Here is a 22,640-nt window from a genome sequence, read left to right as displayed (position 1 = left end):
CATGAGGCTGATCTATTTCGCCTGGGTAAGGGAACGGATCGGCAAGTCGCAGGAAGATGTCGAGCTTCCGGCAGGCGTCGACACGGTGGCCGACCTGCTGCGCTGGCTGAAGGCGCGCGGCGACGGCTACGAGCTGGCGCTGCAATTTCCCGAGGTGATCCGGGTTGCCATCGACCACGAGCATGTCGAGCACGGCCAGCGTCTCGAAGGAGCGCGCGAGGTAGCCCTGTTCCCGCCCATGACCGGAGGCTGACGCCATGACCCCGGCGCCTGTTCCGACAGTGGTGCGCGTCCAGGCCGGCGACTTCGACATTGCGGCCGAGATCGCCGCGCTGGCGGCCGGCCGTACCGACATCGGCGCCGTCGTCACCTTCACCGGCCTGTGCCGCGACGAAGGCGGGCAACTCGCCGCCCTGGAGCTGGAGCACTATCCGGGCATGGCCGAGGCCGAGATTTCCCGCATCGCCGCCGAAGCGGTGGCGCGCTGGCCGCTCCAGGGGCTCACCGCCATCCATCGCTACGGGAAGATCGAGCCCGGCCAGAACATCGTGCTTGTGGTCTGCGCCTCCAGCCACCGGCAGGCAGCGTTCGAGGCTGCCAACTTCCTGATGGACTACCTGAAGTCGCGCGCGCCCTTCTGGAAGAAGGAACATGCCGCCGACGGCTCCCAGGGCGGCTGGGTGGCGGCGAAGGAGGCTGACGACGAGGCCGCTGCCCGCTGGCGCGAGCGGTCGCGCTGATCCTTAATTCCGCTTAAGGAATCGTCTCGAACAATCCTTTGTCCGGCCACGGTTTGTCCGCATTCCTGCGGCCAATTGAGAACCTTTCGGGAGGGGCGTCGCATGTTGGACAGAATTGCCGAATTCTTCATCTTCGGCTTCGCGCCGCTGGTCGTGGGCATGCTTGCCACGCCCGACTTCGCGCTGGCCGCGCAACGCACAGTGAAGGGCGAGGCCACCTACCGCGAACGCATCGCTCTGCCGCCGGATGCCGTGCTGGAGGTGCAGCTCGCCGATGTGTCGCGGGCCGATGCGCCGGCAACGATCGTCGCGGAGCAGAAGATCAGGCCCGCCGGCCAAGTGCCGATCCGCTTCAAGCTGAAATTCGACCCCTCCGCCGTCCGGCCGCATGCGTCTTATGCCTTGCAGGCGCGCATAACCGTGGACGGCAGGCTCTGGTTCGTCACCGACACCCGCCACCAGATCGACCCGCTGCGCACCGATCGCGCCACGCTGATGCTGACCCGGGTCTCGCAGGCGGCCGGCCCGCCGCCGCGCATCTTCGATACGACGTGGCTGGCGGAAGACATTGCCGGACGCGGCGTGATCGACACCGCCCGCTCGACGCTTCGCATCGAAAGGAGCGGGCGCGCCAGCGGGCTGGGCGCCTGCAACCGGTATTTCGCTTCGGCGAAGATCGAGGGAAGCAGCGTTTCCTTCACCGGCGTCGGCGCCACCATGATGGCCTGCGCGCCGGCGATGATGGATCAGGAGCGCAAATTGTTCGAAGCGCTGCGCAAGGCTGCTTCATTCCGCTTCGAGCAGGGCAAGCTTCATCTCGACGATGCGAAGGGGCGCGACCTGGCGCGGTTCGCAAAGGACAAGTGACACAATGAAAAAGCCGGGGATTGCGCCCCGGCTCTCAAATATCTGCAATGGCTTATAGCCAGTATATAAATCGGTGCCTTAGCCGACGATCTCGGTGTCCGAGAACCAGTACCTGATTTCCTGGGCGGCGGTCTCGGGCGCGTCCGAACCGTGCACCGAATTCTCGCCGATCGACAGGGCATGCACCTTGCGGATGGTGCCGTCGGCGGCCTGGGCCGGGTTGGTGGCGCCCATCACTTCGCGGTTCTTGGCGATGGCGTTCTCGCCTTCCAGCACCTGCACGATGGTGGGGCCGGACGACATGGATTCGACCAGTTCGCCGAAGAAGGGGCGTTCCTTGTGAACGGCATAGAAGCCCTCGGCTTCGCGGCGGCTCATCCATACGCGGCGCGAGGCCACGACGCGCAGGCCGGCATCTTCCAGCATCTTGGTGATGGCGCCGGTCAGGTTGCGGCGGGTGGCATCCGGTTTGATCATGGAAAAGGTGCGTTCGAGCGCCATGGGTCGTCCTTTTGAGATATGGGGATTGTCGTGTGGCGGGCTCTATACAGGCCACCCGGCGCGTTGCCAAGAGGACGCCGTCGGCGGGCACTCGCCAAAGGGGATTGGCGTTGCCGGCTCCGGACGGTAGAGCTGGACGATCGATGAGGCGGGAGAATGCGGATGAAGCGGCATTTCATGATGTTTGCTGCCTATAACCGATGGGCCAACGGCCGCATCTACGATGCCGCTTCGGACCTGCTGGACGAGGAGTTCAACCGCGACGTCGGCGCCTTCTTCGGCTCCATGATGGGCACGCTCAATCACATGCTGGCCGCCGACCGCATCTGGATGAAGCGTTTCACCGGGGAGGGCGATGCCCCTGCCCAACTGGACGCGATCATGCACAAGGGCCTGCCGGCGCTGCGCGTCGCCCGCGAGGCCGAGGACAAGCGCATCGTGGACTGGGTGGAAAACCTTGCTCCCGAGGACTTCGCCGGCCGTTTCACATATCTGACAGTGACAGACATGCGCACCATTTCGCAGCGGCTGTCGCCGGCGCTCGACCATTTCTTCAACCACCAGACCCACCATCGCGGCCAGGCGCACATGATCCTGACCGTGCTTGGACGTCCTTCCGTGCCGCTGGATCTGATCTATTTCCAGCGCACGGAGGAAGGCAGGGCATTCGCGTGATCGAGGCGGAGTCCTCGCCGCCCCTTGCCATTGCCTCGCGGGCAGGCCAAAACGCGCCGCCATGCTGATCATCAACGACCTTTCTCTGCGCATCGCCGGACGCCTGCTCCTCGACCATGCCTCGCTGACCCTGCCTGCGGGCACCAAGGCGGGGCTCGTCGGGCGCAACGGTACCGGCAAGACGACGCTGTTCCGCGCCATCACCGGCGACCTCTCGGCCGAGACGGGCTCCGTCTCGTTGCCCAAGAGCACGCGCATCGGCCAGGTGGCGCAGGAGGCGCCGGGCACCGAGGAGCCGCTGATCGAAATCGTGCTCAAGGCCGACAAGGAGCGCGCGGCGCTGCTGGAGGAGGAGAAGACGGCGACGGACCCGCACCGCATCGCCGAGATCCACATCCGGCTGGCCGATATCGACGCGCACTCCGCCGAGGCGCGCGCGGCCACCATACTGGCCGGTCTCGGCTTCGACGAGGAGGCGCAGAAGCGGCCTGCCTCGTCCTTCTCAGGCGGCTGGCGCATGCGCGTGGCGCTCGCCGCGGTGCTGTTTTCCGAGCCCGACCTGCTGCTCCTGGACGAGCCGACCAACTATCTCGACCTTGAAGGCACGCTGTGGCTGGAGAACTACGTCGCGAAATATCCGCACACCGTGCTGCTGATCTCGCACGACCGCGACCTGCTCAACCGGGCGGTCAATTCGATTGTCCATCTCGACCAGAAGAAGCTGACCTTCTGGCGCGGCGGCTACGACCAGTTCGAGCGGCAATTGGCCGAACAGCGCGAATTGCAGGAAAAGAGCCGCGTCAAGCAGGAGGTGCAGCGCAAGCACCTGCAGTCCTTCGTCGACCGGTTCCGCGCCAAGGCGTCCAAGGCCAGGCAGGCGCAGTCGCGCATCAAGGCGCTGGAGAAGATGAAGCCGATCGCCGCCCTGGTGGACGATACGGTCCGGCCGTTTTCCTTTCCCGAACCGGTGAAGACGGTCGCCTCGCCGATCGTTGCCCTGAACGGCGTCAATGTCGGCTACGAAGCAGACAGGCCGATCCTCAGGAAGCTCGACCTGCGCATCGACAATGACGACCGCATCGCGCTGCTCGGCGCCAACGGCAACGGCAAGTCAACCTTCGCCAAACTGCTGGCGGGCCGGCTGAAGGCGGAGGCGGGCACGATGACGGTCGCCCCCGGCCTGAAGGTGGCGATCTTCGCCCAGCACCAGATGGACGACCTGCGACCGGAGGAAAACGCCTACGAGCATGTGCGGCGACTGATGCCGGATGCGCCGGAAGCGAAAGTGCGGGCACGGGTCGCGCAGTTCGGCCTTTCGACCGAAAAGATGAACACGCCGGCCAAAGATCTGTCCGGCGGCGAGAAGGCGAGGCTCCTGATGGGCTTGGCGGCCTTCGACGGGCCGAACCTGTTCATCCTCGACGAGCCGACCAACCACCTCGACATCGATTCGCGCGAGGCGCTGGTCTATGCGCTCAACGATTTTCCGGGCGCGGTCATCCTCATATCGCATGACCGCCACCTGCTGGAGGCGACAGCCGACCGGCTCTGGCTGGTCAAGGACGGCACGGTCAGGGCCTATGATGGCGATCTGGACGACTACAAGACTTTGGTGACGGGCGTTTCGGGCGACCGGCGCGAGAAGCGCGAGGCGGAAAAGGCTTCCAAGGCCGATCGCCGCCGCGAGGCGGCCCAGCGCCGCGCGGCGTTCGAACCGCTGGCCAAGCAGATCCGCGCCACTGAAGGGCTGATGGACCGGCTTCGCAAGCGCATCGACCTGATCGAGGACGAACTCGGCAATCCCGTGCTCTACGAGAAGGACCCGATCAAGGCGACGCGGCTGGCCAAGGAACGCTCCGAGCTTTCGGCGCAATTGAACGGCCATGAGGAGAGATGGCTGGAAATGTCGACCGAATATGAGGAAGGCGTCGCCGAATAGGCCGGGCCGAGGCGTGCTGCCTGGCACTATGCGCCGGCTTCGCGGCGCGCTAAGAAACGGCATGAACCAGCACGCCAAGCTTCGTATCGGGCATTCCGCCTGCCCGCACGACTGTCCGTCCACCTGCGCGCTCGATGTCGAGCTTCTGGGACCGGATCGCATCGGCCGAATCCACGGGGCGAAAGCCAACAGCTATACGGCCGGCGTGGTCTGCGCCAAGGTCGCGCGCTACGCCGACCGCGTCCACCACCCAGACCGACTGCTGAAGCCGCTGGTGCGCGCCGGCGCCAAGGGCGACGGGCAATGGAAGGAGGCAAGCTGGGAAGCCGCGCTCGACCTCGTCGCCGAGAAATTCGAAGCAGCCGAGGAAAAATACGGGTCCGAGACGGTATGGCCCTATTTCTACGCCGGCACGATGGGCCTGGTGCAGCGTGACGGTATCGAGCGGCTCCGGCACTCCAAGAAATATTCCGGCTTCTTCGGTTCCATCTGCACCAATCTGGCCTGGACCGGCTGGATGATGGGCACGGGCGCGCTGCGCGGCGTCGACCCGCGCGAGATGGCCAAATCGGACTGCGTGGTGATCTGGGGCACCAATGCCGTGGTCACCCAGGTCAACGTGATGACGCACGCCATCCGCGCCCGCAAGGAGCGCGGGGCCAAGATCGTCGCCATCGACATCTATGAGAACGCCACCGTCAAGCAGGCCGACATGGGGCTGGTGCTGAAGCCCGGCACCGATGGTGCGCTGGCCTGCGCTGTCATGCATGTGCTGTTCCGCGACGGCCATGCCGACCGGGCCTACCTCGAAAAATACACGGACGACCCCAAGGGACTGGAAGCGCACCTTGCCACCCGTACGCCGCAATGGGCCGCCGCCATCACCGGACTTTCGGTGGAGGAGATCGAGGCCTTCGCGCGGTTGATCGGCACGACGAAAAAAACCTTCTTCCGGCTCGGCTACGGCTTTTCGCGCCAGCGCAACGGCTCGGTCAACATGCATGCGGCGCTTTCGGTCGCCGCCGTCACCGGCTGCTGGCAGTACGAGGGTGGCGGCGCCTTCCACTCCAACTCCGGCGTGCTGAAGTTCAACACCGATGTGCTGGAGGGCACGCGGCTGCGCGACCCGAAGATCCGTTACCTCGATCATTCGCGCATCGGCCCGGTGCTGGTCGGCCGCGAAGATGCGCTCTATGGCGGGCCGCCGGTGACGGCCATGCTGATCCAGAACACCAACCCGGCCAATGTCGCCCCCGAGCAGCGGCTGGTGAAGCAGGGCTTCCTGCGCGAGGACCTTTTCACCTGCGTCCACGAGCAGTTCATGACCGATACGGCCAAGCTGGCCGACGTGGTGCTGCCGGCGACGATGTTCCTCGAGCATGACGACATCTACAAGGGCGGCGGCAACCAGCACGTCACGCTGGGGCCGAAGCTGATCGATCCGCCGGAAGGCCCGCGCACCAACCACTTCGTCATCGAGGAACTCGCCAAGCGCCTCGGCGTGGCGGACATGCCGGGTTTCGGGCTCACCGAGCGGCAGCACATCGACATCATGCTGGGCAAGAAGGGGCTGGGCAACTTCGACACGTTCCGCCAAGAGCGCTGGGCCGATCTTCAGCCGGCATTCGAGGAAGCGCATTTCCTCAACGGCTTCGGGCACAAGGACAAGAAATTCCGTTTCCGTCCGGATTGGACCGGCCAGGCCGCGCCCAACAAACCGCCGGCCAGCATGGGCGTGTTCGGGCCTTATGATCGCCTGCCGCAGTTCCCCGATCATATCGACCTGATCGAGGTGGCCGATGCGGAACATCCCTTCCGGCTGGCGACTTCGCCGGCGCGCAATTTCCTCAACTCCTCCTTCTCCGAGACGCCGGTTTCCAAGTCCAAGGAAGGCCGGCCGCAACTGCTGATCCACCCCGAAGATGCCGCGGCGCTTTCCATCGTGGACAGCGACCGGGTCGAGATCGGCAACACGCGCGGCGAGGTGGTGCTGCATGCCACGCTGTTTGCCGGCGTCCGGAGGGGGGTCGTCATCGCGGAAGGCGTGTGGCCGAACAGCGCGCATGAGCGCGGCGAGGGCATCAACGTGCTGACCGGCTCCGATGCACCGGCGCCTTATGGAGGTGCTGCCGTGCATGACAGCAAGGTGTGGGTGCGGCCGGCGACGTGAGCCGGGTCGGCTGTCTCTTCAATCGAGATCGCGCGGCCGCAGGAAATCCGTCAGCCTGGCGGAGCGCTCGCCGAGATTGCACCAGGCGCCTTCCACTTCCAGGCCCGCAAGTGCCGCGGTCGGGAATTTGGCGGCGAGCCGCTGCATGGCGGCGGGATCGGAATCGGGCCCAGCAATCTCCCGGGTGAGCATTTCCAGCCCCGGATTATGGCCGACCACCAGCAGGCGGCGCACTCCGTCCCCGGTCTTGCGGATTTCGGCCAGCAAGTCGCGCGGATGCGCTTCATAGATCGTGTCGGTGAAGCGTGCCTCGCACGGCGGAGCGGGCCATTGCGCGGCCACCAGTTCCCATGTCTGGCGCGTGCGGACCGATGTAGAAACCAGTGCGAGATCGGCAATCCAGCCGCGCCGCGCCATTTCCGCGCCCATCAGCCGCGCCGCCTTCATACCGCGCGTGGCCAGCGGTCGATCGAAATCCGCCAGGGTCGGGTCGTCCCAGCTCGACTTGGCGTGGCGCAGCAGAAGCAGGCGGCGCATCGCAATCGAAGCTCAAGGCGTGAAGCGTGCCAGCGCTTCGAGATCGACGGCGTCGCGCAGCGCGCCGGGCGAGAAGAGCGAACTGGCCTCGCCGGCAGGGTCTTCCGCCAGGCCGGAGAATACCGCCCGGCCGCCTTGCATGCGAACCTTCCCCTCCGCCACCAGCCGGAGCGCCTTGGGATATAGCCGGTGCTCGGCCTTCAGCACGCGCGCGGCGAGCGCATCTTCGTCGTCGCCAAGCATCACCGGCACCGCCGCCTGCGCGATGATGGGGCCGTCGTCCATTTCCGGCGTGACGAAGTGAACCGTGCAGCCGTGCACGCGCATACCGGCTTCCAGTGCGCGGCGGTGCGTGTCCAGCCCTTTTAAGGAGGGCAGCAGGGCAGGGTGGATATTGATCATGCGGCCTTGCCACTTCTCCACGAAGGGCGCCGTCAGCAGGCGCATGTAGCCGGCCAATGCCACGATCTCGGCGTCGAGCTTCGTCAGCGCCGCGTCGATGGCGGCATCATGGGCGTCCTTGCTTGCATGGTCCGCACGGGCGATCGCCTGCGCCGGCACGCCGCGCGCGGCGGCGATGCCGAGCCCGGCAGCGTCGGCCTTGTCGGACACGACGCCTACGATCTCGGCCGGATAGTCCGGATCGGCCGCCGCGGCCAGCAGGGCGCTCATGTTGGAGCCGCGCCCGGAAATCAGGATCGCGACGCGTTTCTTTGTCAAGGTGCTCATAGGCCGATCGATCCCCGGTAGATGACGCCGACGTCGCGCCGCGGCACGATCCGGCCGATGGTCGTCACCGTCTCACCGGCTTCCTGGAGCACGGCCGCCACCTGTGCGGCCTGGCCCGATGCGACCGCCACCACCATGCCGATGCCACAGTTGAAGGTGCGCATCATCTCTTCCGCCGCAACGCCGCCGGTCTTGGCGAGCCATGAAAAGACGGGCGGCACCTCGATGGCGTCGAGGTCGAGTTCGGCGGAAAAGTCCTTCGGCAGCACGCGCGGGATGTTGTCGGGGAAGCCGCCGCCGGTGATATGGGCCAGCGCCTTGATGCCGTGCGTGTTGCGGATCGCCCGCAGCACGGATTTCACATAGATGCGGGTGGGTTCCAGCATGGCCTCGGCCAGCGTCGCATCGGCGGCGAAAGGTGCGGGCGCGTCCCAGGCCAACCCGCTTTTCGCGACGATGCGGCGCACCAGCGAAAAGCCGTTGGAATGCACGCCCGAGGAGGCAAGCCCCAGCAACACGTCGCCCTCGACGATGTCGTCGGTAGGCAGGAGCTGGCCGCGCTCGGCGGCACCCACGGCAAAGCCGGCGAGGTCGTAGTCCTTGTCGCTGTACATGCCCGGCATCTCGGCCGTCTCGCCGCCGATCAGCGCGCAGCCCGCCTGCTTGCAGCCCGCCGCAATACCGCTGACGATGGCCACCCCTTGCTCGGGATCGAGCTTGCCGGTGGCGAAATAATCCAGAAAGAACAAGGGTTCGGCCCCCTGCACGACGAGGTCGTTGACGCACATGGCGACGAGGTCGATGCCGATGGTGTCGTGCTTGCCGGCCTCTATGGCGATCTTCAGCTTGGTGCCGACGCCATCATTGGCGGCCACCAGGACGGGATCGGAAAACCCCGCCGCCTTGAGATCGAACACACCGCCGAAACCGCCGATCTCGCCATCGGCGCCAGGCCGCCGCGTGGCGCGCACCAGCGGCTTGATCTTCTCCACCATCAGATTGCCGGCGTCGATGTCGACGCCCGCATCGGCATAGGTGAGCCCGTTCTTCTGCTCGCTCATCGCCATTTCCCTGCTTTTCCCGGGCTCTTGCCACGAACGGCCCCGCCCCGCAAGCAGCATGCATCCGGTGCTTGTCCCGGCGGGGCAAAAGATCGGGGCCGATCTATTGCGGTTCGCCGCGGGGTCGCCCACCTATCAGGCCTGTCGATCGGACCATACAACCTGCGGGGTATTTTGTGACGATCCCCAACGTGATCACGATCCTGCGATTCCTGCTGGTGCCGGGGGTGGTGCTGGCAATGCTCGAGGCGCGCTGGGGCTGGGCCTTCACCGGATTCATCGCCGCCGGCGTATCCGACGCCATGGACGGCTTCATCGCCCGCAATTTCAACCAGCGCTCACGGCTCGGCGCCTATCTCGACCCGATGGCGGACAAGTTGCTTCTGGTCTGCGTGTTCGTCGTTCTGGGCATTATCGGCCAGTTGCCGCTGTGGCTGGTCATTGCGGCGGTCTCGCGCGACGCGCTCATCGTCTGCGCGGTGCTCTTGTCGACCGTCATGGGCCAGCCGGTGGAGATGCGGCCGCTGCTGGTATCGAAGGCAAACACGGCGGTCCAGATCGTCCTGGCGGCGATGGTGCTGGGCGAACTGGCCTTCGAACTGTCGCTCGGGCCCCTGCGGCCGCTCCTCATATTGACGTCCGGCCTCTTGACCGTGGCTTCGGCCGCAGCCTATCTCGTGGCCTGGCTGAGGCACATGAACGGCTATGGCGAAGGCAGTACCCCCGGCAGCACCTGACGAAGCGCCCGCCAGGGCCGCGGCATCGGCCGCTTTCTGGCGCCATGCCGGATTCTGGCTGGGCGCCGCGCTCGTGCTCGCGCTCTTCCTCTACATGTTCAGCGGCATCCTGCTGCCCTTCGTGGCAGGCATGGTGCTGGCCTATTTCCTCGATCCCGTGGCGGACCGGCTGGAGCGTCTCGGCCTGTCGCGCGTCATGGCCACGGTGGTGATCCTCATCGCATTCATCGTAGCGCTGGTGCTGGCTTTCGTGGTGCTGATCCCGGTGCTGGCTTCGCAGATGAGCGAGTTCGCGGGCAAACTGCCGGAATATCTGACGCGGCTGCAGGGCCTCATCACGAGCTTCGATCCGCAATGGCTGGAGCAGCGCTTCGGCGTCAATGCCGCCGGCCTGAAAGAGGGGCTGAATTCGCTCCTGACCTCCGGCTTCGGCCTTCTGACCACCGTCTTCCAGTCGATCTGGAACTCCGGCGTGGCGCTGGTATCGGTGGTCAGCCTGTTCGTGGTGACGCCCGTGGTGGCGTTCTACATGCTGCTGGACTGGGACCGCATGGTCTCCACGGTGGATAGCTGGGTGCCGCGCGACCATGTTCAGACGGTGCGCCAGATCGCCACCGACATCAACACCGCCACCGCCGGCTTCGTACGCGGCCAGGGCACGCTGTGCCTGGTGCTTGGCGCCATGTATGCCATCGGCCTTACGCTGACCGGCCTGAACTTCGGCGTGCTGATCGGCCTGTTCGCCGGCCTTATCAGCTTTATTCCCTATGTCGGGTCGCTGACCGGGCTGGTGCTGGCGGTCGGGGTCGCCTTCGTCCAGTTCTGGCCGGACTGGGTGATGATCGTGGTGGTAGCCTGCGTGTTCTTCGTCGGCCAGTTCATCGAGGGCAACATCCTGTCGCCCAAGCTGGTGGGCAAGAGCGTCGGCCTGCACCCCGTCTGGCTGATGTTCTCGCTGTTTGCCTTCGGCGCGCTGTTCGGCTTCGTCGGCCTGCTGATCGCGGTGCCGGCGGCTGCCGCCATCGCCGTGCTGGTACGCTTCGCCATCTCGCGCTATCTCGAATCGCCGCTCTATCAGGGCGAGGCCACCGAGCCGCCGCCGACGACGGCACAGCGGTCCAAGGCCGCCCGGACACGCGGATGACCAGGCAGATGGAAAAGCCACGCCAGCTTCCGCTCGATCTCGGGCACGGCACTGGCTATTCGCGCGACGATCTGGTGGTCTCGGCGGCAAACGCCGAGGCGGTGGCGCTGGTGGACCGCTGGCCGGACTGGCCTGCACCGGTGATCGTGCTGGCAGGGCCGCGCGGCTGCGGTAAGAGCCACCTGGCCTCCATCTGGCGTGAGAGCGCCGGTGCGATACAGCTTCCGCCCGGTCGTATCGGAGAAGAGGCGGCCGCGCTGGGAGCGCGCTCCGTGCTGATCGATGACGTCGATGCCGACGAGATCGATGAGCAAGGGCTGTTCCATCTCATCAATGCGATCCGCGCAGAGGGGTCGCACCTGCTGCTCACGGCGCGGCGCTTTCCCGCCGCATGGGGCGTAACTCTTCCTGACCTCGCCTCGCGGCTGAAGGCGGCCGCCACGGTGGAGATCCACGAGCCGGACGACCTGTTGCTGGCGGGCGTGGTCACCAAGCTGTTCGCGGACCGCCAGGTCGAGGTCGAGCCGCATGTCGTGCACTATCTGGTGCGGCGCATCGAGCGCTCCCTCGCAGCGGCCATGCGCGTGGTGCAGCAACTCGACAGGGCTGCACTGGAGCAGAAAAGCCGCATCACGCGTTCGCTGGCCGCCGACGTCGTCGGCGCCCTGGACGACGGGCAGGACACTCTTCACCCGTAGCCGCGCCCCGCGGTTGCCTTCCTCTTTCCTTGCGCTCGAAGGTTTCGCCGGCGCGGCCGGGCGAGGATGCGCGATTTTTCCACGTCGCAACGGCACTTCCTGTTTTGCTTATGCTTGCAGGATAAAATTCATATGTGTATACAGTTATGGATTGACATGAAGACTGCCCGGTAGAGGCCGTTCGCTCGAGCTTTGACCCGGATATCCGCGCGCAGGAGATCACCATGGCTTCCCCAGCGGTTTCGCTCGACGACAAATATCTGCTGGAAGAGGGGCGCATCTTCGTGACCGGAACGCAGGCGCTGGTGCGTCTGCCCATGGTCCAGCGCTGGCGCGACCGAGCCGCGGGGCTCGATACGGCAGGGTTTGTCACCGGCTATCGCGGCTCTCCGCTCGGCGGCATCGATCAGGCGTTCGGTCAGGCGCGCCGGTTTGCGGAGGCCAACGACATCCGCTTCCAGGCCGGCCTCAACGAAGACATCGCCGCCACCGCCGTGCTCGGCACGCAGCAGATCAACCTCTTGGAAAAGGCCAACAAGCAGGGCGTGTTTGCCATGTGGTATGGCAAGGGGCCGGGCGTCGACCGTTCCGGAGACGCCTTCCGCCACGGCAATCTCGCCGGCTCCGCGCCTTACGGGGGCGTGCTGCTGCTGGCCGGCGACGATCACACCTGCAAATCGTCGACAACCTCGCACCAGAGCGAATATGCGCTGATGGATGCGATGATTCCGGTTCTCAATCCGGCCGGCGTCCAGGAAATCCTGGACTACGGTCTCTACGGCTGGGCGCTGTCGCGCTATTCTGGCTGCTGGACAGCGATGAAGCTGATCGCCGAGACCGTCGACTCCTCTGCTTCCATCGTCGTGGGCGGCGACCATGTCGCCTTCAGGACGCCCTCGGATTTCGAAATGCCCGCAGGCGGCCCCGGCATACGCTGGCCCGACAGCCCGCAGGAACAGGAGCGGCGGCTCCACAATCTCAAGCTGCCCGCAGCGCTCGCCTTCGCCCGCGCCAACCGTCTCGACCGCGTCGCGCTCGGCGGTCCCCGCCGCAGGCTCGGCATCGTCACCACCGGCAAATCCTATCTCGACGTGCGCCAGGCGCTGGAGGAACTCGGCATTTCCGAAAAGAGGGCCATCGAACTGGGCCTGTCGATCTACAAGGTCGGCATGGTCTGGCCGCTGGAGCCGGAGGGCATCATCGCCTTCTCGACCGGGCTTGAGGAACTGCTGATCGTTGAGGAAAAGCGGCCGCTGCTGGAAGGGCAGGTCAAGGATATCCTCTACAACATGCCTGCCGATCGCCGCCCATGCGTCTACGGCAAGCGCGACGGCGAAAACCGGATCGTGCTGCCGGCCCACGACGACCTGAATGCGGTCCAGATCGCGCGCGCCATCGCCGCCCGCATCCTGCCCTGGCTCGACGACAGAGAACTCGTCGAGCGGATCGGCAGGCTTTCTGACGTCGACGGCGCCAGGCTCGCCACCCTCGTGCCCGTGCAGCGCACGCCTTATTTCTGCTCGGGCTGCCCGCACAACACCTCGACGCGCGTGCCCGAGGGCAGCCGCGCACTTGCCGGCATCGGCTGCCACTGGATGTCGCAGGCGATGGACCGCAACACCGCTACCTATACGCATATGGGCGGCGAGGGCGCGAACTGGATCGGCCAGTCGCCCTATGTGCCGACGCGCCATGTGTTCCAGAATCTCGGCGACGGCACCTATTTCCATTCCGGCCTGCTGGCGATCCGGGCCGCGGTCGCTGCAAGGGTGAACATCACCTACAAGGTGCTGTTCAACGATGCGACGGCGATGACCGGCGGCCAGCGCCATGACGGCACGCTCAATCCGCAGCGCATCACGCACCAGATCCGCGCCGAAGGCGTCGAGCGCATCGCCGTGGTTTCGGACGACACCGACAAATATGCGGGGCAGGAAGCCTTCGCTGCCAACGTCTCGATCCACCATCGCGACGAACTGGACGCCGTTCAGCGCGAACTGCGCGAGGTCGAAGGCGTGTCGGCCATCGTCTACGACCAGACCTGCGCCGCCGAAAAGCGGCGGCGGCGCAAGCGCGACCCCAAGCCGCGCGTGGAGCGCCGCGTCATCATCAACGAACTGGTCTGCGAAGGTTGCGGCGACTGCTCGAAGAAGTCGAACTGCCTGTCGGTGACGCCCATCGACACCGAGTTCGGCCGCAAGCGCCGCATCGACCAGTCCTCCTGCAACGAGGACCTTTCCTGCGTGAAGGGTTTTTGTCCGTCCTTCGTCACCGTCGAGGGCGCGAAACCGCGTCGCCCGAAAAACATCGATCCCAAGGTCATCGCCGCCCGGCCGATCGCCGAGCCGGCGCCGCTCGAGCTCGACCGTCCGTGGAACGTCCTGGTCACCGGCATTGGCGGCACCGGCGTCATCACGATTGGCGCCCTTCTGGCGATGGCCGCCCATCTTGAAGGCAAGGGCTGTTCCACCCTCGACATGGCCGGCATGGCCCAGAAGGGCGGGCCGGTCACGACGCACCTGCGCTTCGCGCCGACGCCGCAGGATCTGCACGCCGTACGCATCTCCTCGCATGCCGCCGATCTGGTGCTCGGCTGCGATCTTGTCGTGGCCGCCGGAAAGGAAGCGCTGGGCGTGATGGCGCATGGCCGCACGCGGGTTGTGCTGAATTCCGAAGAGACGATCACCGGCGCCTTCACGCGAGACCCCAATTTCCGCATCCAGGGCCTTGGCCTATCCGGCATCGTCAAGGACGTGGCCGGGAAGGAGCAGGTCGAAGTCGTCCCCGCCACGCAGCTTGCCACCGGGCTGCTCGGCGATTCCATCGGCACCAACCTGTTCATGGTGGGCTACGCGTGGCAGCAGGGCCTGATCCCGGTTTCGGCCGCCAGCATCGATCGCGCGATCGAACTGAACGGCGCCGCGGTGGAAATGAACCGCACGGCATTCCGGCTTGGCAGGCTCGCCGCGGCGGATCGCGCTGCGGTGGAGGCGCTGCTGCCCAGGCCGCAGGCCGGCTCGCCGCTCGGCCATCGCATCGAATCCCGGTCGCTCGACGAGATCGTTTCCCGCCGCACGGCGTTCCTCACCAGCTACCAGAATGCCCGCTATGCCGGTGAATACCGAGCCCTCGTCGAGCGGGTGCGCGCCCGCGAAAAAGCGGTCACCGGAAAGGAAGGCAGGCTTTCGGAAGCCGTGGCGCGCTATCTGTTCAAGCTCATGGCCTACAAGGACGAATATGAGGTGGCGCGTCTCTATTCGGACGGCACGTTCCGCCGGCAGATCGCCGAAACCTTCGATGGCAAGGGCAGGCTGACTTTCCATCTGGCGCCGCCGCTGCTGGCGAAGAGAGACCCCAACACCGGAGAGCCGGCCAAGATGGCGTTCGGACCGTGGATGATGACGGCGTTCGGCGCGTTGGCGAAATTTAGGTTCCTGCGCGGCACAGCGTTCGACCCGTTCAGCTACACCGCCGAGCGCCGTACCGAACGGGCCCTGATCGGTGAATATCGCCAGCATGTCGAAGCCGCGTTGGAGGCCCTTTCCGCGCAGGGCCACGCAGCGGCCGTGGCCATTGCCGAGGTGCCGGAAGAAATCCGCGGCTACGGCCACGTAAAGGAAGCCAGCATCGAAAAGGCGCGTGCCAGGTGGCGCGAACTGGGCGAGGCCGTCGAGCCTCAGCCGATTCGCGTGGCGGCCGAATAGGAGCTGCGCGCGCCAACTGCAAAGCGCGCAAATCGCAACGGCCGGATGTCGTAGGTTATTGCATGATGATGTGTATTCACTTAGTTTAAAAATCGTGCATACATGCATGCTGTGGAGGTTGTCCGAGCGCACGTCGAGACGGCGATCGGAAGCAAATTCGGAGGAAAGAATGCGTAAAGCCATATTGGCGGCTGCTTGCCTTGCCTTGTCGGGTGCTCCGGCACTCGCGCAGGACGTCGTGCTCGGAGCAGTGCTGCCGCTCTCGGGAGCGAGCGCGACTTTGGGCGACGACCAGCGTCGCGGCATTGAAGTCGCGGTGGATCAGATCAACGAGAAGGGCGGAGTGCTCGGCGGCCAGAAACTGCGCGTGATCGTGGAGGATTCCGGCGGACGCGCGCCATCGGCACTCGATGCCGCAAAGAAGCTCGTGACGGTCGACAACGTGCCCGTCGTGATCGGGGAATACTCGTCGGGCATCACCATTCCGGTCGGCCAGTACCTGGTGCAGGAAGGCCGCGTGCATCTCAACATCGGCTCGTCGAGCGGCAAGATCCGCGACCTGGGCGAGGGCTCGTTCAGCCTCATCGGCCTCGACAACGTCTCCTCCGGCTTCGCGGCCCAGGACGTCATCGACAACAACTGGAAGAAGGCCGCGGTGATCGTGCCGAACAACGCCTATGGCCAGGGCGTTGCCGACGAATTCCAGAAGGCCTTCACCGCGCTTGGCGGCGAGGTGGTCTCGACGGTCCTGTACACCGAAGGCCAGACCACCTATCGTCGTGAATTGCAGCAGATGGAGCGCGGCGAGCCGGACGTCTATGTCTACTCCGCCTATGGCAAGGAAGCCGCGACCGTCAACCGCGAGGCCTACGAGCTTGGTCTCACCTCGACCCCCTGGTACGCGATCTATCTGTCGATGTGCACCAGCGACGCCGACCCGCAGTTCGTTCAGGGGCAGTACGGGCTCGACCTCAACTATGTCGGTCCCGACGGTGCGGCCTACGAGGCCGCCTACAAGGCCAAGTACAACGAGCCCTTCAAGACCAGCTTCAACGGCTATGGATACGATGCCGTGATGATGGCGGCGGCGGCGATCGACAAGGCCGGGTTGACCGAGCCCAAGGCCATTGCCGCCGCGCTCAAGGAGATCGGCAACGGCTACAAGGGTGCGACCGGCGACATCACCTTCGATGCCGACCGGCAGCGCTCCAAGCAGCCCTACCTCAAGCTGAAGATCGCCGACGGCACCCAGCCGCGCTGACGGGTTCGGGCGGCGGGAGGCCTTGGCCGAACGCCGCCCTTTGTCCGCCCGTGCGCCGCGCGGGCGTGGCAAACGCCTCGAGAGAAAACACAATGGTCCAGTTTGTCGTCGATGTCCTGATCCGCGCTGTCGATATGGCGCTGATCGCCATCGGTCTGAGCAGCGTCTATTCGCTGATCCGCTTTCCCAACGTGGCGCTGGTGCAATATGCGACCGCGGGCGCGCTTCTGGCGCTTTTCCTGCAGATGATCGGCCTGCCGCTTGTCATCGCCGGGCTTGTCGCCTGCGCGCTGGTCGGGCTTTTGGCGGTTGTCCTCAACATCGCGCTCTTCGAGCGTCTGCTGCGGGCCGGGCCGGCCATCGCCATGATCGGCTCGCTGGCGCTGAGCATGCTTTTCTCCGCGATTTTCCTGGTCACGGCGGGGCCGCGCCCGCAACGCTTCGCGCTGGACATCAAGCCGCCGCTGCGCTTTCTCGGCGCGCGCGTGACGGAGCATCAGATGATTTCGGTGGCCATCAGCGCACTTGCCATCGCCGTCTTCGCGGCGATTCTTTTCCGCACGGATCTCGGCCGCTGCATGCGCGCCACCGCGACGAACTCGGTGCTTGCCAGCGCGACCGGCATCGACACCCGCAAGGTCACCAACACGGTCGTGTTCCTGTCCGGCGTCATGGCGGCGCTCGGCGGCATCGGGCTTTCCGTCAAGGGCGAAATGAGCGCGCAGCTCGGTCTCGACATGCTGCTGCCGGTCTTCGCGGCGGCTATCCTCGGCGGGCTCGGCAACGCACTGGGAGCGGCCGTCGGCACCGTGGTGATCGCGGCGGCCGAGACGCTGGTGACGAATGTCAATTTCGGGCCGCTTTTCGGGGAATCCGTTCTGTTCATCCCCGCCGCCTACGCCACCGCCACGTCTTTCCTCCTGCTGGTCGTCGTGCTGCTCGTGAAGCCCTACGGCCTGTTCGTCTCGGAGGTGAAACGTGTTTGAGTTTCTCATCCATGTCGCGATCATGGCCTGCCTCTACGGGCTCCTGGCGCTCAGCCTCAACCTGCAGGTGGGATTTGCCGGGTTGGTCAATTTCGGCCAGGTGATCCTGTTCGGCTGCGGCACCTATGGCGCCTCGATCGCCTTTTCCCATCAGCTCGGCCCGGTGGCCGGCATCGCGCTGGGCGTGGCGTTCGCGCTTCTCGTTGCCGTGGCCTTCGCCCGGCTCGGCCGCAATCTCGGCGCCGACTATTGGGGCATCGCCACGCTGGCCGTTGCCGAGGTGCTGCGCATCCTCGCCAACAACGAAACGTGGCTGACCGGCGGTGCCCAGGGCGTGGGCGGCATTCCGCTGCTGTTCGGCGACATGCCGCGCCCCGCCGGCCCTCTGGCGACGCTCGGCCTGTGCCTGGCGCTGCTGCTGGCGGCCTGGTGGCTGTGCAGTCGGCTGACGGGCAGCCGTTACGGCCTGGCGCTCAAGCTGATGCGCGAAGAGCCGCAGCTCGCCGTCTCGCTCGGCTACGACCTTTCGGTGCTGAAGACCCAGACGCTGATGGTCGCGGCGGTCATGGCGGCGCTCTCGGGTTTCGTCTTCGCCCACTACATCACCTTCGTCGGGCCCGACCAGCTCGTCGCCTCCGAGACCTTCCTCATCTGGGCCATGGTCATCATCGGCGGCTCCGGAAATCATCTTGGCGCCATCGTCGGGGCCTTCCTCATGCAGTTCCTCTTCGCGTTCGTGCCCTTCGTGAAGGATGCGTTCCAGCTTCCGTCCGAATACGTGGCCGCCATGCGTCTGACGCTGGTCGGCGGGGGACTTCTGGCCTTCCTCATGTGGCGCACGCAGGGCCTCGTTCCGGAACGCATCGGGGGGCGTGGCAATGGCTGATACCGTTCTGGCCGTCGAGGCCGTCGCCAAGGCGTTCGCCGCGCACAAGGTGCTCGCCGACGTCCGCTTCCGGGTCGGCGCGGGCGAGATCGTGGGTCTCCTCGGCCCCAACGGTTCGGGCAAGAGCACCCTGCTCAACGTCGTTTCGGGCTTCTCGCGGCCCGATGCGGGCGAGATCCTGTTTCGCAACGAAAGCGTCGCAGGCATGCCAGCCCACAGGATCGCCCGGCACGGCCTGGTCCGCACCTTCCAGCTCCCCTCCATGCCGCATCGCATGAGCGTGAGGCAGGTTCTGCATGCGGGCTCGCGCGAGGGAGCCGGCCTTTTCGACGCCTTCACGCCGAGGCGGGGCGATCACTCGCAGGTTGACGTCCTGCTGGAGCAGTTCGCGCTGACAGCCGTCGCCGATCAGCCCGCCAGCTCGCTTTCGGGCGGACAGAAGAAGCTTCTTTCCATAGCCCTGGCCCTGCGCACCAGGCCGAAGCTGCTGTGCCTCGACGAGCCGACCGCGGGCGTGCATCCGCAATTGCGCAGCCGCATGGTGGAATTGCTGCGCGCGTTCAATGGACGCGGCGTGGCCATGCTGGTGGTGGAGCACGACATGCATTTCATCCGCGAGTTGTGCAGCCGCTGCATCGTGCTCGACCGCGGCGAGATCATTGCCGATTGTGCGCCGGACGAGTTGGCGAAGAACGAACGGGTCGTCGAGGCCTATCTGGGCAAATCCGTCGAGCGACAAAAGGTGCTGGCATGATCCGGGTCGACAAGGTTCGCGCCGGCTACGGCGACGGCCCGGATATCCTCCAGGGCATCGACCTCGCAGCCTCTGGCGGGGAGATCGTTACCATCCTCGGCCCTAACGGCTGCGGCAAATCCACCCTGCTCAAATGCATCGCCGGCTTCGTCAGGCCGCGTGGCGGCACGGTCGAAATGGAGGGGCGCAATGTCGGGGCGGTTCCGGTGCATGACCGGATCAGGAACCACGGCATGGGCTTCGTGCCTCAGACCGACAACGTCTTCTCGACCCTGACGGTTGCCGACAACATCCTGCTCGGCGCCCGCCACATGGCGCCGGCTGCACGCGCCGCCCGCTATGAGGAGGTGATGACGCAATATCCCTCGCTGGCTTCCAAGCAGGAACGCAAGGCTTCCGCGCTCTCCGGCGGCGAGCGACAAATCCTGTCACTGGCCCGCGCGCTGATCTCCAGCCCGCGCGTGCTGCTGCTCGACGAGCCCTCCGCCGGTCTGTCCCCGGCGATGATGCATGAGGTGTTCGCCGCGATCGCCGACATTCGCGACCGCACCGGCATGTGCATCGTCATGGTCGAACAGAATGCCTTCGAGGCATTGAGCGTGGCCGATCGCGCCTATGTGCTGTCGCTCGGCAAGGTGGCCATCGAGGGGCGGGCCGACGATCTGCTCGCCGATCCCGCCATGCGCCATCTCTATCTCGGCGGAGAGCCCCCGCCTGCCGCCGAACCCACCCCGCAACCGGCGGCGATCTCCTGATGCGGCGCCTCCGGATTCAAACCAAGAAGGGCAGATCATGACCATTGCTGCAAGGCCGACCGACACCGCCGACCTGGTCTCGAACATCGAAAACATCGCTTTCGAGACCGATGCCGGCGTTGGCCGCAGGGGAAATCTCGGCCTGCTCGTCCTGCGCACCGACCAGACCATCGAGGATGAGTTCCGCCTCGCCCTGCCGGACGGGGCGGCGCTCTACGAGGCCCGCCTTCATTCGCCGGTGGAGATCACCCCGGACAACCTCCGCAAGATGGAGGCCGATATCCCCGGCACGGTCAGGCTTCTCCCCGACGTGACGTTCGACGTCATCGGCTTCGGTTGTACGTCGGGAGCGCTGGTGATCGGCGAGAGCCAGGTGGCAAAGCGCGTGCAGGAGGTGATGCCGCAGGTCAAGGTCACCGATCCGGTGACTGCTGCGGTGGCGGCGTTCAAGGCGCTTGGCACCCGCCGCGTCGCGCTGCTGACGCCTTACATCGCTTCCATCAACCACTCGTTGCGGGCAGCCTTCATCGAGCGCGGGTTGCAAATACCTGTCATGGGCTCGTTCAACGAAGCGGACGACAATCGCGTCGCCCGCATCACCGCCGAGGCGATCGAAAACGCGATGGTGCAGGTCGGCTCGTCCGACGAGTGCGAGGCGGTATTCGTCTCCTGCACCAGCCTGCGCGTTGCCCGCATCGCCGAAAGGGTTGAAGCGCGGCTGGGCAAGCCCGTCACCTCCAGCAACCACGCCATGGCATGGCACATGCTCAGGCTGGCGGGGATAGCGGATGCGATTTCCGGGCTGGGCCGTCTTTACCAGACGCCGCTTGCCGCGAACGCCTGACCGGAAGCGCGCCGCCGGCGATACCGGGGGCGCCGTCGGATCTGCGAGGCGAAGCGGAGGTCAGGTGCGGGCCGGTTGAAGCGCTGCTTCCACGAATGACGAGACGGCCTCGATATAGGCGTCGATGCCGGTGCCCCGCTTGCGGTGCTTGGCGCGCTTGACGTACCAATCCTGCAGGAGCGGCTTGATCAACGATGCCGTCAGGTCGGCATCGGCAACGGCAAAGACGCCGTGACGGGCGCCCTGGCGCAACACCGCGGCGATAATCTCTTCCGTCGCCGCCTCGCTGTCCACAGCCATGCGGCGCTCGGCCGCCGGGAACGACTTGGCCTCCATGAAGGCGAAGACGAACCAGGGCTGCATGGCTTCCGTCAGCCGCACATGCGCCTCGATCAGCCATCTGAGATGGGCGGCCGGGTCCTCGGCTATCTCTTCCGGCGCCGCCCGCAGAACCTCGTTCACCGTGGACGAGACCTCGCCGAGGATCATCGACAGCAGCGTGGCCTTGTTGTCGAAATAGGAGTAGAGCCCGCCCATGCTGAGACCGGAAGCCTGCGCCAGGTCGCGCAGGCTGGTGGCGTGGAAGCCCTGCCGGTTCGACAGCTTCAGCGTGGCCTCGATGATGCGCCCGAGATTTGCCACCGCGACATGCGGCTTCTGCACACGCACGGCATCGCGATGCCGCTCGAGGATGCGCCGGCAGAGCGCCTCCGTGGAGAAGGCGGCGGTCCATTGCCTGTGGCGCGCGAGGTCCAACCGTGTCCATCCTGTGCTTCGGCCTGCGACGCTGGCCCAGGCTCAGCAAATAGCAGCAAAGAGCCTGTTGCAAAAGGGGTAAAGGAGCGATAAGAAAATCGAGCGCTCGCTCGTTTTTTGAAAGTGTCACCGATGCTGTTCGAAGATCTCAAAGGCAAATCCGCGCTGGTCACAGGTGCCTCCGGGGGGCTCGGCCTGCATTTTGCCGAATTGCTGGCGCGGCACGGCGTGGCGGTGGTGCTGGCCGCCCGGCGCAAGGAAGCGCTGGAGGAAGCCTGCGTCCGCGTTGCCGCCGCCGGCGGCAGCGCGCAAGCCGTCCAGATGGACGTTGCCGACAGCGCATCCGTGGTCGCGGCGCTTGCCGAGGCGGCGGTGGATTTCGACATCCTCATAAACAACGCCGGCATTTCGGGCGCCGGGCGGGCTTTCGATCTTGAAGAGGCCGAATGGGATGGCGTGCTGGACACGAATCTCAAAGGCACCTTCCTCGTCGCGCAGGCCGTGGCGCGCGGCATGCGCGAAGCGGGCAGGGGTGGCGCGATCGTCAACATCGCCTCCATCCTCGGCCACCGCGTGGCTGGCAACGTCAGCGCCTATGCGGCCTCCAAGGCCGGCGTCATCCAACTCACCAAGGCGCTTGCGCTCGAGTGGGCGCGCGACGGCATCCGCGTCAATGCGCTTTGCCCCGGCTATATCGAGACCGCCATCAACCGTGACTTCTTCGCCTCGGAAGCCGGCCAGCAACTCGTCAGGCGCATTCCGCAACGCCGGCTGGGCCAGCCGCGGGAACTCGACGGCGCGCTGCTGCTGCTCGCCTCTGCCGCCGGCAGCTACATCACCGGCTCGTCCATCGAAGTCGATGGCGGCCATCTCGTCTCCTCATTGTGAGCATTCCC

The 22,640-nt window shown here is 65.8% G+C and carries 22 protein-coding genes; 17 read left to right on the top strand and 5 right to left on the bottom strand.

Features of this window, described 5'->3' with window-relative positions:
* The first annotated feature begins 1 nt into the window (after position 1).
* From moaD to ACTDI4_RS12445, 3 genes are all read left to right on the top strand, one after another.
* Positions 2 to 253: a molybdopterin converting factor subunit 1 gene (gene moaD, locus ACTDI4_RS12455; RefSeq protein WP_442841450.1), complete on the top strand. Its 252-nt coding sequence runs from the start codon at positions 2 to 4 to the stop codon at positions 251 to 253.
* A 4-nt stretch (positions 254 to 257) separates the two neighbouring features.
* On the top strand, positions 258 to 740 hold the full coding sequence (locus ACTDI4_RS12450; RefSeq protein WP_442841449.1) for a molybdenum cofactor biosynthesis protein MoaE: 483 nt from the start codon (positions 258 to 260) through the stop codon (positions 738 to 740).
* Positions 741 to 842: 102 nt separating this feature from the next.
* Positions 843 to 1,607, top strand: a complete 765-nt coding sequence (locus ACTDI4_RS12445; RefSeq protein ID WP_442841448.1) for a YbaY family lipoprotein — start codon at positions 843 to 845, stop codon at positions 1,605 to 1,607.
* A 78-nt stretch (positions 1,608 to 1,685) separates the two neighbouring features.
* Here the strand turns inward: ACTDI4_RS12445 and ndk are convergent, their stop codons facing one another.
* Positions 1,686 to 2,108, bottom strand: a complete 423-nt coding sequence (ndk, locus tag ACTDI4_RS12440; protein WP_442841447.1) for a nucleoside-diphosphate kinase — start codon at positions 2,106 to 2,108, stop codon at positions 1,686 to 1,688.
* Between the two features lie 162 nt (positions 2,109 to 2,270).
* On the opposite strand from ndk, the gene ACTDI4_RS12435 reads away from it, so the two are divergent.
* The 3 genes from ACTDI4_RS12435 to ACTDI4_RS12425 all read left to right on the top strand — a co-directional run bounded on the left by ACTDI4_RS12435 (position 2,271) and on the right by ACTDI4_RS12425 (position 6,892).
* Entirely contained in the window at positions 2,271 to 2,783 is a 513-nt protein-coding gene (locus ACTDI4_RS12435) for a DinB family protein (RefSeq protein WP_442841446.1), read from the top strand.
* A gap of 61 nt (positions 2,784 to 2,844) precedes the next feature.
* Positions 2,845 to 4,722, top strand: coding sequence for an ABC-F family ATP-binding cassette domain-containing protein (locus ACTDI4_RS12430; protein WP_442841445.1), 1,878 nt, complete (start codon positions 2,845 to 2,847; stop codon positions 4,720 to 4,722).
* Between the two features lie 61 nt (positions 4,723 to 4,783).
* A complete protein-coding gene (locus ACTDI4_RS12425; protein WP_442841444.1) occupies positions 4,784 to 6,892 on the top strand; it encodes a molybdopterin oxidoreductase family protein in 2,109 nt (702 codons plus the stop codon).
* 18 nt (positions 6,893 to 6,910) lie between these two features.
* Here ACTDI4_RS12425 and ACTDI4_RS12420 read toward each other — a convergent pair whose 3' ends face one another.
* Genes ACTDI4_RS12420 through purM form a run of 3 tightly spaced genes read right to left on the bottom strand, consistent with a single transcriptional unit; the run spans position 6,911 to position 9,219 of the window.
* Entirely contained in the window at positions 6,911 to 7,429 is a 519-nt protein-coding gene (locus ACTDI4_RS12420) for a SixA phosphatase family protein (RefSeq protein WP_442841443.1), read from the bottom strand.
* Positions 7,430 to 7,441: 12 nt separating this feature from the next.
* Positions 7,442 to 8,158 (bottom strand): phosphoribosylglycinamide formyltransferase, encoded by a 717-nt coding sequence (gene purN / locus ACTDI4_RS12415; RefSeq protein WP_442841442.1) that lies wholly within the window; start codon positions 8,156 to 8,158, stop codon positions 7,442 to 7,444.
* Positions 8,155 to 9,219 carry a phosphoribosylformylglycinamidine cyclo-ligase gene (purM, locus tag ACTDI4_RS12410; protein ID WP_442841441.1) on the bottom strand — a complete coding sequence of 355 codons (1,065 nt, stop codon included), beginning with the start codon at positions 9,217 to 9,219 and terminating at the stop codon, positions 8,155 to 8,157. Before purM ends, purN begins: the two co-directional genes overlap by 4 nt.
* Positions 9,220 to 9,395: 176 nt before the next feature.
* On the opposite strand from purM, the gene ACTDI4_RS12405 reads away from it, so the two are divergent.
* The 10 genes from ACTDI4_RS12405 (at position 9,396) to ACTDI4_RS12360 (ending at position 20,988) form a co-directional block, all read left to right on the top strand.
* A complete protein-coding gene (locus ACTDI4_RS12405) occupies positions 9,396 to 9,956 on the top strand; it encodes a CDP-alcohol phosphatidyltransferase family protein (RefSeq protein ID WP_442841440.1) in 561 nt (186 codons plus the stop codon).
* The gene (locus ACTDI4_RS12400) at positions 9,925 to 11,100 is read left to right on the top strand and encodes an AI-2E family transporter (RefSeq protein ID WP_442841439.1); all 1,176 of its coding nucleotides are present in this window, start codon (positions 9,925 to 9,927) and stop codon (positions 11,098 to 11,100) included. Before ACTDI4_RS12405 ends, ACTDI4_RS12400 begins: the two co-directional genes overlap by 32 nt.
* Positions 11,097 to 11,798, top strand: a complete 702-nt coding sequence (gene hdaA / locus ACTDI4_RS12395) for a DnaA regulatory inactivator HdaA (protein ID WP_442841438.1) — start codon at positions 11,097 to 11,099, stop codon at positions 11,796 to 11,798. Before ACTDI4_RS12400 ends, hdaA begins: the two co-directional genes overlap by 4 nt.
* A gap of 224 nt (positions 11,799 to 12,022) precedes the next feature.
* Positions 12,023 to 15,502 carry an indolepyruvate ferredoxin oxidoreductase family protein gene (locus ACTDI4_RS12390; RefSeq protein ID WP_442841437.1) on the top strand — a complete coding sequence of 1,160 codons (3,480 nt, stop codon included), beginning with the start codon at positions 12,023 to 12,025 and terminating at the stop codon, positions 15,500 to 15,502.
* Between the two features lie 169 nt (positions 15,503 to 15,671).
* On the top strand, positions 15,672 to 16,763 hold the full coding sequence (locus ACTDI4_RS12385) for an ABC transporter substrate-binding protein (protein ID WP_442841436.1): 1,092 nt from the start codon (positions 15,672 to 15,674) through the stop codon (positions 16,761 to 16,763).
* Positions 16,764 to 16,855: 92 nt separating this feature from the next.
* On the top strand, positions 16,856 to 17,749 hold the full coding sequence (locus tag ACTDI4_RS12380; RefSeq protein WP_442841435.1) for a branched-chain amino acid ABC transporter permease: 894 nt from the start codon (positions 16,856 to 16,858) through the stop codon (positions 17,747 to 17,749).
* Complete coding sequence (locus tag ACTDI4_RS12375; protein WP_442841434.1) at positions 17,742 to 18,635, top strand: branched-chain amino acid ABC transporter permease; 894 nt, start codon at positions 17,742 to 17,744, stop codon at positions 18,633 to 18,635. Before ACTDI4_RS12380 ends, ACTDI4_RS12375 begins: the two co-directional genes overlap by 8 nt.
* A complete protein-coding gene (locus tag ACTDI4_RS12370) occupies positions 18,628 to 19,389 on the top strand; it encodes an ABC transporter ATP-binding protein (RefSeq protein ID WP_442841433.1) in 762 nt (253 codons plus the stop codon). The genes ACTDI4_RS12375 and ACTDI4_RS12370 overlap by 8 nt, the downstream gene beginning before the upstream one ends.
* Positions 19,386 to 20,144 (top strand): ABC transporter ATP-binding protein, encoded by a 759-nt coding sequence (locus tag ACTDI4_RS12365; RefSeq protein ID WP_442841432.1) that lies wholly within the window; start codon positions 19,386 to 19,388, stop codon positions 20,142 to 20,144. The genes ACTDI4_RS12370 and ACTDI4_RS12365 overlap by 4 nt, the downstream gene beginning before the upstream one ends.
* Positions 20,145 to 20,181: 37 nt before the next feature.
* The gene (locus ACTDI4_RS12360) at positions 20,182 to 20,988 is read left to right on the top strand and encodes a maleate cis-trans isomerase family protein (protein ID WP_442841431.1); all 807 of its coding nucleotides are present in this window, start codon (positions 20,182 to 20,184) and stop codon (positions 20,986 to 20,988) included.
* A 60-nt stretch (positions 20,989 to 21,048) separates the two neighbouring features.
* Here ACTDI4_RS12360 and ACTDI4_RS12355 read toward each other — a convergent pair whose 3' ends face one another.
* On the bottom strand, positions 21,049 to 21,744 hold the full coding sequence (locus ACTDI4_RS12355) for a TetR/AcrR family transcriptional regulator (protein WP_442841430.1): 696 nt from the start codon (positions 21,742 to 21,744) through the stop codon (positions 21,049 to 21,051).
* A 132-nt stretch (positions 21,745 to 21,876) separates the two neighbouring features.
* Between ACTDI4_RS12355 and ACTDI4_RS12350 the strand changes: the two genes are divergently transcribed.
* Positions 21,877 to 22,632, top strand: a complete 756-nt coding sequence (locus ACTDI4_RS12350; RefSeq protein WP_442841429.1) for an SDR family NAD(P)-dependent oxidoreductase — start codon at positions 21,877 to 21,879, stop codon at positions 22,630 to 22,632.
* The last annotated feature ends 8 nt before the right edge of the window (positions 22,633 to 22,640 follow it).

Origin of the sequence: Mesorhizobium sp. PUT5 (assembly GCF_052216645.1) — a bacterium.
Lineage (GTDB): Bacteria > Pseudomonadota > Alphaproteobacteria > Rhizobiales > Rhizobiaceae > Mesorhizobium.
This window is presented reverse-complemented; position numbering and strand designations above follow the sequence as displayed.